Annotated in this window: 14 protein-coding genes; 8 read left to right on the top strand and 6 right to left on the bottom strand. The window is 62.3% G+C overall.

Annotated elements, in window-relative coordinates; genetic code table 11:
- The coding region (locus tag QMC81_11335) for a hypothetical protein (GenBank protein ID MDI6908062.1) at positions 1–254 on the top strand (254 nt) is incomplete at its 5' end.
- Positions 255–554: 300 nt separating this feature from the next.
- Here QMC81_11335 and QMC81_11330 read toward each other — a convergent pair.
- The 3 genes from QMC81_11330 to QMC81_11320 all read right to left on the bottom strand — a co-directional run bounded on the left by QMC81_11330 (position 555) and on the right by QMC81_11320 (position 1416).
- The gene (locus QMC81_11330) at positions 555–737 is read right to left on the bottom strand and encodes a hypothetical protein (protein ID MDI6908061.1); all 183 of its coding nucleotides are present in this window, start codon (positions 735–737) and stop codon (positions 555–557) included.
- Positions 706–1110 carry a transposase gene (locus QMC81_11325; protein ID MDI6908060.1) on the bottom strand — a complete coding sequence of 135 codons (405 nt, stop codon included), beginning with the start codon at positions 1108–1110 and terminating at the stop codon, positions 706–708. Before QMC81_11325 ends, QMC81_11330 begins: the two co-directional genes overlap by 32 nt.
- Before the next feature lie 177 nt (positions 1111–1287).
- Positions 1288–1416, bottom strand: coding sequence for a hypothetical protein (locus tag QMC81_11320; GenBank protein MDI6908059.1), 129 nt, complete (start codon positions 1414–1416; stop codon positions 1288–1290).
- On the opposite strand from QMC81_11320, the gene QMC81_11315 reads away from it, so the two are divergent.
- Together QMC81_11315 and QMC81_11310 are read left to right on the top strand one after the other, a co-directional pair.
- Positions 1409–1669: a hypothetical protein gene (locus QMC81_11315; GenBank protein ID MDI6908058.1), complete on the top strand. Its 261-nt coding sequence runs from the start codon at positions 1409–1411 to the stop codon at positions 1667–1669. The two genes, QMC81_11320 and QMC81_11315, sit on opposite strands and share 8 nt — an antisense overlap.
- Positions 1670–2019: 350 nt before the next feature.
- The gene (locus QMC81_11310; GenBank protein ID MDI6908057.1) at positions 2020–2358 is read left to right on the top strand and encodes a TM2 domain-containing protein; all 339 of its coding nucleotides are present in this window, start codon (positions 2020–2022) and stop codon (positions 2356–2358) included.
- 99 nt (positions 2359–2457) lie between these two features.
- On the opposite strand, the gene QMC81_11305 is transcribed toward QMC81_11310, so the two are convergent.
- A complete protein-coding gene (locus tag QMC81_11305; protein ID MDI6908056.1) occupies positions 2458–2604 on the bottom strand; it encodes a hypothetical protein in 147 nt (48 codons plus the stop codon).
- 160 nt (positions 2605–2764) lie between these two features.
- On the opposite strand from QMC81_11305, the gene QMC81_11300 reads away from it, so the two are divergent.
- Genes QMC81_11300 through QMC81_11285 form a run of 4 tightly spaced genes read left to right on the top strand, consistent with a single transcriptional unit; the run spans position 2765 to position 3961 of the window.
- Positions 2765–2944 carry a desulfoferrodoxin FeS4 iron-binding domain-containing protein gene (locus QMC81_11300; protein MDI6908055.1) on the top strand — a complete coding sequence of 60 codons (180 nt, stop codon included), beginning with the start codon at positions 2765–2767 and terminating at the stop codon, positions 2942–2944.
- A 46-nt stretch (positions 2945–2990) separates the two neighbouring features.
- Positions 2991–3260 (top strand): AbrB/MazE/SpoVT family DNA-binding domain-containing protein, encoded by a 270-nt coding sequence (locus tag QMC81_11295; GenBank protein ID MDI6908054.1) that lies wholly within the window; start codon positions 2991–2993, stop codon positions 3258–3260.
- Positions 3260–3667: a type II toxin-antitoxin system VapC family toxin gene (locus QMC81_11290; GenBank protein ID MDI6908053.1), complete on the top strand. Its 408-nt coding sequence runs from the start codon at positions 3260–3262 to the stop codon at positions 3665–3667. The genes QMC81_11295 and QMC81_11290 overlap by 1 nt, the downstream gene beginning before the upstream one ends.
- A 39-nt stretch (positions 3668–3706) precedes the next feature.
- Positions 3707–3961: a hypothetical protein gene (locus QMC81_11285; protein ID MDI6908052.1), complete on the top strand. Its 255-nt coding sequence runs from the start codon at positions 3707–3709 to the stop codon at positions 3959–3961.
- A 58-nt stretch (positions 3962–4019) separates the two neighbouring features.
- Here the strand turns inward: QMC81_11285 and QMC81_11280 are convergent, their stop codons facing one another.
- Together QMC81_11280 and pabB are read right to left on the bottom strand one after the other, a co-directional pair.
- Positions 4020–4862 (bottom strand): aminotransferase class IV, encoded by an 843-nt coding sequence (locus QMC81_11280; protein MDI6908051.1) that lies wholly within the window; start codon positions 4860–4862, stop codon positions 4020–4022.
- Complete coding sequence (pabB, locus tag QMC81_11275; GenBank protein ID MDI6908050.1) at positions 4846–6297, bottom strand: aminodeoxychorismate synthase component I; 1452 nt, start codon at positions 6295–6297, stop codon at positions 4846–4848. Before pabB ends, QMC81_11280 begins: the two co-directional genes overlap by 17 nt.
- Positions 6298–6477: 180 nt before the next feature.
- Between pabB and QMC81_11270 the strand changes: the two genes are divergently transcribed.
- On the top strand, positions 6478–7469 hold a 992-nt coding region (locus QMC81_11270), incomplete at its 3' end, for a PocR ligand-binding domain-containing protein (protein MDI6908049.1).

Here is a 7469-nt window from a genome sequence, read left to right as displayed (position 1 = left end):
CTTCGTTATTTATCGAAGACAATGGAAAGCTTTACAATTATAGACTGGATACCGGCAGCTTGCGAAGGCTTTTTGACGTAGCTCTAGATAACCTTCATTATTGGCGTGTGATAGATCTAGCTAAAACAGGTGACGGGGGATACGTTTTGTTGGTTACAGACTCAGACACAGGAAACTTCACAAGGGTGTGGAAACTACTGAAAGATGGAACACCGGTGGGAAATTTTATTAGCACTGAAGTCACCAGAGATTAAAACCAGAGACTAAAAAAGAAGAGGGGAGTTTAACCCCCTCCCCATTTCATACGTAAGCCAGCACTGGCCGATGGTCTGAGTATGTCAATTTGCAGTACTTGATTCTTTGAAGTATCTACTGAAACACCCCGCTTAAACCAAAAATCAACCTTGGGATTATTGGGGAAAGTGCTGGAACTCATTAAGCAGAGCGGCGAGGACGGCATAGCCTTCAAACTCGACTTTAACACCTAGCCTTAGGGGAACCCAGCAAAAACAAGGCTTTACAGACATGAAAAAGACGCGTACCACTACATTCTCCTAATTTATGGTAGAGCCAGGGGCCAACTCCTGGACGTGCTGCGGCGGCGGGATGCCCAGCGCCCGGAAGGCCTCGTAGGCCTGTCCCGGCATCTCCGTCCGGCAGAGATACGTTTGGCCTTCCAGGGTTAACTCCACGGCCTTGAGCTTTTTAAGGTCCCGGAGCAGGTACAGGTATTCCACCTGCGCCCCGGCCCAGCTTGAGGCTGCGCTGCAAAGCCGATCCCAGGACCAGCGCCAGGAAGCAGACCATCACATGCCCGTGCACACGGCGGTCCTTCCAGTGGTAGATCGGGCGCAGGTCCAAGGTCGACTTGAGTTCCCGAAAGGCCCTTTCCACCCGCCACAGGTCCTTGTAGGCCAAGGCGGCGGCATCGGTGTCCAGTTCGGCGTTGGTCCGCAGAACGTATTTCCCGTCGTAACGCGCTTCGCGTTCCAGAGCCTGACGGTCGATTTCGGCTTTATCCCCGTTGAGTCTCAGGAAGCGGCGATAGCCCTTGTTCCCGATGAGCGGCTTGAGGCCCGCCTTGAGCATGGCTTCAAGCTTTTGGACCATCTCTTCCCGGGTCCGGCGGTCGTGCTCGGCCTCGACGGGGATGTGGCAGACAGTATAACGGTCGGCGTCATGGCGTACTCGATGCGCTATCTGTTAAGTTCGTCCAGGAGGGCGGGAGAGACCATGCCGCGGTCGGCGACGAAGATGACGCGCCGCAGGTTGAAACGTTGGCGGGCATCATTGATCGCCGCCCACGGCCAGGGCCAGGGAGAACAGGAACGACTCCAGCACGGGGCGGTGGAAGTAGACGTTCACCGCCCCCGCGACACCTCCGGCTGGCGGCCCGTGGCCGAGGTTCATGGGCACCTACGTCACCAGCGGGACGGGCACGGCGGTGGCGGTTCTGACGGGGCGGCGGACGGCCATCGGCGGGATCTCCGAGCGCCTGGCCCGCCGTGCGCCCGAGACCCAGTTCGAGAGGGGCGTCCGCCGGTTCGGGAACGATATCTGTGAGCCGGGAGCCCGTCTTGTCGAATTGCCCCGAATTACCACGAATTCTGCCGATATCCGCGCAAAACGACGGAAAAACGACAATGCCTTGCAGGAAATCGCCCGGTAGCAGCGAAATCCCCGAACCAGCGAACATTTAGTAATCGTACTCCGGATCCGCGGGTCTATCTCCACGGCCATGTCACCCGCCTTGTGGGACGCGTCGGCATCAGCACTGCGAGGTCAACGTGAGCGACCTGTCCGACGTCAGGATGGGCGATGTGCTACCGTCGCCCCTTCTAGAAAAAAGTCTCCGGCCTGGGTACGAGAAGTTGAAACCTTAGTTCCGGTGGCTGCGACCGTTTCATCTATCCCGGCGGGGGCGGATGTAGGCTGCTCGATCCGGCGGTGACAGTGGCCCGGTTAGCCCGTGTCGGCGGTACTCCAGTCAGGTTTCCAATACGGAGGGAGGGTTGTAAGTTGGCGGAGAATAGTGTTATCATCCAGGTCGAAGAGCGAAAAAGCACGACGGTGGCCTACCTGTTATGGTTCTTCCTGGGCGGGGTCGGGGCCCATCGTTTCTACCTGGGAAAGCCGGGCACCGCTCTGGGAATGCTGGCCCTGAACCTTCTCGGCTGGTTGACGCTGGGAATTTTCGTCGGTTTCCTCTTTCTAGCGGTCTTCGCCATCTGGTGGATTGTCGACGCGTTCCTGATTCCGAAGATGATCGGCGCTGCTTCGCAGGCGGTGCCGGTGGTGAACGTCAACCTTAGCCAGAAGATTGAAACCCAGGCCAAGGAGCAGGGAATGGAGGAATAGAACCTCGCAGCCACCGGAACGTTTCGGCCGACAAGCACCAGAACCTGACCCAGTGGGGAGTCGTCCCGCTCCTGGTCTGCGACGTGTGGGAACACGCGTCTACCTCAAGTACCAGAACAGGCGGGCGGCATGGGTGGAAGCCTGCGTGGGGCCGGCGTAGTAGGTGTAGCGGTTCCGCGCCTGGGACTCGCCGGCGAAGGCGGTCAGCAGGTTCTTCTCCGTCCGGGTTCCCTTGAGACCGGGCATCCGGCTCACTCTCCTTCTGATGGTTGGTGTGGTTTTTCTGCCGTGCTAACTCACCGGGGTCGGGAAGACAAGCCAACTTGTACCGTGTCCGGCCGGGAAAAAGGTGATCGTGCCGAATCATGTGCCCGGGTGCCCAATCTTCGCCGGGAGGTGGTCCGCAATGACGGAGAACGGCCAGGTTTACAGGTGCAGTGTCTGCGGCAACATCGTCACCGTCTTGCACGCCGGCGCGAGAGTGCTGCGGCAAGTCGAGCAGCGCTCCGGAAAACCCGAGAATAAAGCCGCCCCGCCTGAGATAGGCAGGGGCGGCTTTTCGCCGGGGGGATCGGTATCCCCTTGACTAAAGCCTGATGTAAGGTTTACAGTGATGGTAAGGAGGTGCCGGAATGTTAAGGGCACGAGTGACCAGTAAGGGCCAGATAACCATACCGGTGACCGTTCGACGTAAGCTTAACCTGCAACCGGGCGACGAACTGACATTCGACGTAAACCCCGAAGGCGAAGTTATGGTGAGGGCCTTCAAGCGCAAGCGCCTGACGGAGCTATATGCCTCTTTACCGGCGACCAGGAAGTATCCGGGCAAGGAACAGGTGCGAAAAGAAGTGGCCGCCAGGCTGGCGCGGGGGAGTAGGTCGAGTAAAGGGAAAGAAGAGTAATGGCGTGCTTATGGATCGACGCCAACGTTATCCTGCGCTTCATAACCGGTGATCCCCCGGAAATGGCCGCGCAGGCTTTGGAACTTATGAATCGCGCCGAGAAAGGGGAAACCCGTCTGCGGTTGTCCCACCTGGTGGTGGCTGAAGCGGTATGGGTGCTCTCTTCGTTCTATGAGTACACCAGGAGGGAGATTGCCGATACCCTAATTCCCTTCATAAGGGCGGACGGCGTCCGGGCCGAAGACCCTGATCTGGTGGTACAGGCTTTGCAGGATATGGCTGAGAAGAACGTAGACTTCGCGGATGCCTTCCTCGCCGCGCAGGCGCGGAGACACGAAGAGGGCGTCTGTTCTTTCGATAATGACTTCGCAAGGCTTAAAGTAACCTGGGTTAAACCCCCGGGATAACCGACCGCCCATTCCGGACGAAATCGACCACCCTGCAACATCCTCCACCCGGTCCCCGGCACCCCGCTGTCCGCCCAGCCGCCGCTCCCGCCGTTAGTGATACTGCGTACCATAGCGGTCTTCCGCCTGGTGCTGCCGGCGGCCACCATCCGCTACGCCGGCGGCCGGGAGCGCAACCTCCGCGACACCCAGGCGCTGGGGCTCGCTGGCGGCGTGGACGGGCTCATCACCGGCGGCTACCTCACCACCCCCGGCCGGGGGACCGCCCGCGACGGCAACTCATCCGCGGCCTGACCCGGACGGTTTAACCGCAGCCCCGGAGGGCAACGGAGCGGCGGACGCGCCGGGTCATTCAGCCGACGCCCAGTTCCTGCCGGACAAGCTCCCGGTACGCCGCTTGCAGCCGTGCCGTCAACGGGCCGGGCGCGCCGTTGCCGACGGGAGTTCGGCCCACCGCGACAAGGGGCACGATCTCCACGACCGAGTTGGTCAGGAAGGCCTCATCGCTGCGGACGATGTCCTCCGGCGCAAGGGGCCGTTCCAGGAACGGTATGCCGGTCCGTGTGGCCAGTTCGGCGACCACCGCTCGCGTGACCCCCGGGAGCAGACCTTCGACCGTGGGCGGCGTGAGGATGGTTCCGGCCCGGATGCAGAAGATGTTGGTTGCTGAGCCTTCGGTTACGTTTTCCTTTTCGTTTACGAAAAGGGCCTCGTCGAAGCCCTTGCTTTTTGCTTCCCGGCGCGCCAGCACTTTTTCGAGATAAGATGTGGTTTTATGTGTCCGGAGGGGATCGTGCGAGTTGACGGCGCCCTGCCAGAGATACGCGCGCCAGCCGGGTGCCGCTGTGCCCGTGGGGAGGGGAAAGGCCGCCAGCAGGATGGTGGGGTGGCACGGCAGGTATTCCTCCTCCGGGCCCGCCGTCACCGTCAGGCGCAGGCGCGCATCGGCGAGCCCGTTGCGGGCCAGGAGCGTTTCGACCACCGGCTCCAGGCGCGCGATGTCGGGAACGAAGGGTATGCCGAGGGCGGCGCAGGTCCGGTGCAGCCGCTCAAGGTGCTGCGCCGGGCGGAACACCCTGCCCCGGTAGGCCCGCATCGTTTCAAAGGCCCCGTGCCCCAGCAGGAAGCCCCTGTCGAACACCGAGACCCTGGCTTCGTCGACGGCGACGAACGCGCCGTTAAGGAACACCTGCACAATTCACGCCTCCCTTGTCGTCATGGCCGATGGCCCGAAACAGGGCGGCGGCCTTGTCGAGCGTCTCCTGGTACTCCTGCTCGGGGTCTGAATCCCAAACGATGCCGCCTCCCACGTGGAAATGCAGGCCGTTGCCGGTCAGCACCATCGTCCTGATGGCGATGTTCAGGTCCAGGTTTCCATTAAAACCGAAATACCCGATGGCGCCGGTATAGATACCCCGGGCCACCGGCTCGATCTCGTCGATGATTTCCATGGCCCTGATCTTGGGCGCACCGGTAATGGAGCCGCCCGGAAAGGTGGCGCGCAGGAGCCCGGCCACGCCGGTTTCCGGGGGCAGCCTGGCTTCCACGGTGGAGGTCAGGTGGTGGACCGTCGGGAACGGTTCCAGGACGCAGAATTCGGGAACGCCGACCGAACCCGCCTCGGCCACCCGGCCCAGATCGTTGCGTTCGAGGTCAACGATCATCACGTGCTCGGCGCGGTCTTTTTCACTTTGCAGCAGCTCCCGGGCCAGTCTCCCATCCGCCTCCGGAGTATTGCCGCGCGGTCGCGTCCCTTTAATGGGTCGCGTGTGGACCACGCGTGTGGCGGCGTCGAAGTGCAGGAAGCGCTCGGGCGAGGAACTGACCACGGTGAAGCCCGGTCCGGAAAAGTAGGCGGCGAACGGTACGGGGTTAGTCCTCAGCAGCTCCAGGAATACGGGAAAAGCGGGCAACGCGGCGGGCGACGAAAACCGCTGCGAAAGATTGACCTGGTAGACGTCTCCCGCGGCGATGTACTCCTTCACGCGGCGTACGGCGGCCAGGTATGCCGGTCGGGTAAAGGAAGAGACAAGAGAAGAAGCCGGCCCCGCTATCCGGGGGTGCGGCTGCGGCTCGGATTCCGGGCGTCGGAAGAACCACCGGCGTAACTCCTCGTAGCGTAGCCGCGCCCGCGCGGTCCTTGCCGAACCTTTTTCGGGCAGACCGGTGGAAATGATCCAGACCTCCCGCCGGTGGTGGTCAATGGCGACGGTAGCGTCGTAAAAGGCAAAGTAAAGGTGCGGGAGGGCGGGAACGTCACCGCCGCGGGCCGGGACCCTTTCTATTGCCGTGCGCAGTTCGTAGGAAAGGTAGCCGACCGCCCCGCCGGGAAAGGGAACGGGGGTGTCGGTGGCGGCGGGGAGCCTGAATTCTGCGAGCAGCTTTTCCAGGGCGTGCAAGGGATGACCGGAAAGGTTGTCGACCACACCGGGGTTGGCGACCAGCCCGCCCTGATCGTAGGAGAGGACCAGAAAGGGCTGTACGGCGACAAATGACCACCGGGCGAGGGGGAACCGGGGGCACGGGCGCGGCTCGGACCCGCTGGCCAGGACGGCCGCACCGGGTGCCCCGGCAAAGCGCCGGAAAACATCCTCCGGTTCTTCCTGCAGGGGGAAGGACACTGCCAGCATGCCGCAACACCTTTACTCCCGGGGTGGATCGGGCCTGCTCAATTGGCCGGATAAACCAATTTTACACCATCATAATGGACAACAGCTGTTCACATTTTCGCCCCTTGTTGCTAAAATATTGTAAAATACGCCACACGGCGACGGGGATCGTCACCGAACGAGAGATTTCGGGAGTGGGTTATGGACTACGCTGTTTTCCTGGAACGTGCCGGTTTCTGGCAATTACAGGAAGAGATCGCCAGGACGACCGGCCTGGCGATCATCACCACGAACGCGCGCGGCCGTGCGCTGTTCGGCAAGAGCAACCTTCATCCCTTCTGCGTGCTGATCAACAGCACGTACGAGGGGAGGATGGCGTGCGAGACCTTTCGCCGGGAACTGGCCCGCGCCGTCCTGTCCGGCGGGGAGGTCCAGCGCCGCGCTTGCCACGCGGGGCTGGTCAATATCGGCGTGCCGGTTGACGGCCGGGGCGTTGTGATCGCCGGCGGCGTGGCCGTTGCCCGCCTCAAAGAAGAGAAACTCGCCCTCCTGGCCGATGAGCTGCGCTGCCCGCGGGAGAAGCTTGTGGAGCTGGCGCGGCGGGTGCCGGTGTGGACGGAGGCAAGGCTTGACGAGGTCGGCAGCCTCGTCCGGGCGGTGACCTCCTACGCGGCCCGGTCGTTTGAGAGCCACAGGCTACTCCTTGATGTCTCGCGCCTGGGCGAAGACATAGCCATAGAGTATAACGAGCAAAGGCTCGTCCTCCGGGTGGTGCGGGAAACCGCCCGCACGCTGCACGTGCCCGTGTGTCTTCTGCGCACCTACGACGAGGAGAAAAAAGCGCTTGTGGCACGCGCCGTGCACGGCGTCGAAGGGATGGATCCGGAGGCGATCAGGGAACTCCCGGTGGGGAACTCCGTGGCGGGCACGGCGTTCAAAACCGGCGAGCCGGTGGCCGTCTCCGACCTGCGCGCCGCCGGCGGGAAGGTGCTCCTGCCGCAACTTGCTCCTGCGGTACGAAGCGCCCTGGTCGTGCCGCTGCGCGCCAGGGGCCGCGCCCTCGGCACTCTCGGGGTCTACGACATGGCGCCCCGCGCCTGGGACGAGGCTGTCACCGGATATCTCACCGCCATCGCCGCCAAGGTCGCCCTGGCCCTTGAGAACGCGCGCCTCTACGCGTCGCTGAAGGAATA

It is taken from the genome of Thermoanaerobacterales bacterium, from assembly GCA_030019475.1.
In the GTDB taxonomy this organism is placed as follows: domain Bacteria; phylum Bacillota; class Desulfotomaculia; order Desulfotomaculales; family JASEER01; genus JASEER01.
This window is presented reverse-complemented; position numbering and strand designations above follow the sequence as displayed.

What these genes read in the sequence shown, in the direction of transcription:
- pabB (MDI6908050.1), bottom strand. Translation starts at nt 6,297, where the DNA reads ATGCTGGCAGTGTCCTTCCCCCTGCAGGAAGAACCGGAGGATGTTTTC.
- QMC81_11305 (MDI6908056.1), bottom strand. Translation starts at nt 2,604, where the DNA reads ATGCCCGGTCTCAAGGGAACCCGGACGGAGAAGAACCTGCTGACCGCC.
- QMC81_11300 (MDI6908055.1), top strand. Translation starts at nt 2,765, where the DNA reads ATGACGGAGAACGGCCAGGTTTACAGGTGCAGTGTCTGCGGCAACATC.
- QMC81_11315 (MDI6908058.1), top strand. Translation starts at nt 1,409, where the DNA reads ATGGGCACCTACGTCACCAGCGGGACGGGCACGGCGGTGGCGGTTCTG.
- QMC81_11290 (MDI6908053.1), top strand. Translation starts at nt 3,260, where the DNA reads ATGGCGTGCTTATGGATCGACGCCAACGTTATCCTGCGCTTCATAACC.
- QMC81_11295 (MDI6908054.1), top strand. Translation starts at nt 2,991, where the DNA reads ATGTTAAGGGCACGAGTGACCAGTAAGGGCCAGATAACCATACCGGTG.
- QMC81_11325 (MDI6908060.1), bottom strand. Translation starts at nt 1,110, where the DNA reads ATGGTCCAAAAGCTTGAAGCCATGCTCAAGGCGGGCCTCAAGCCGCTC.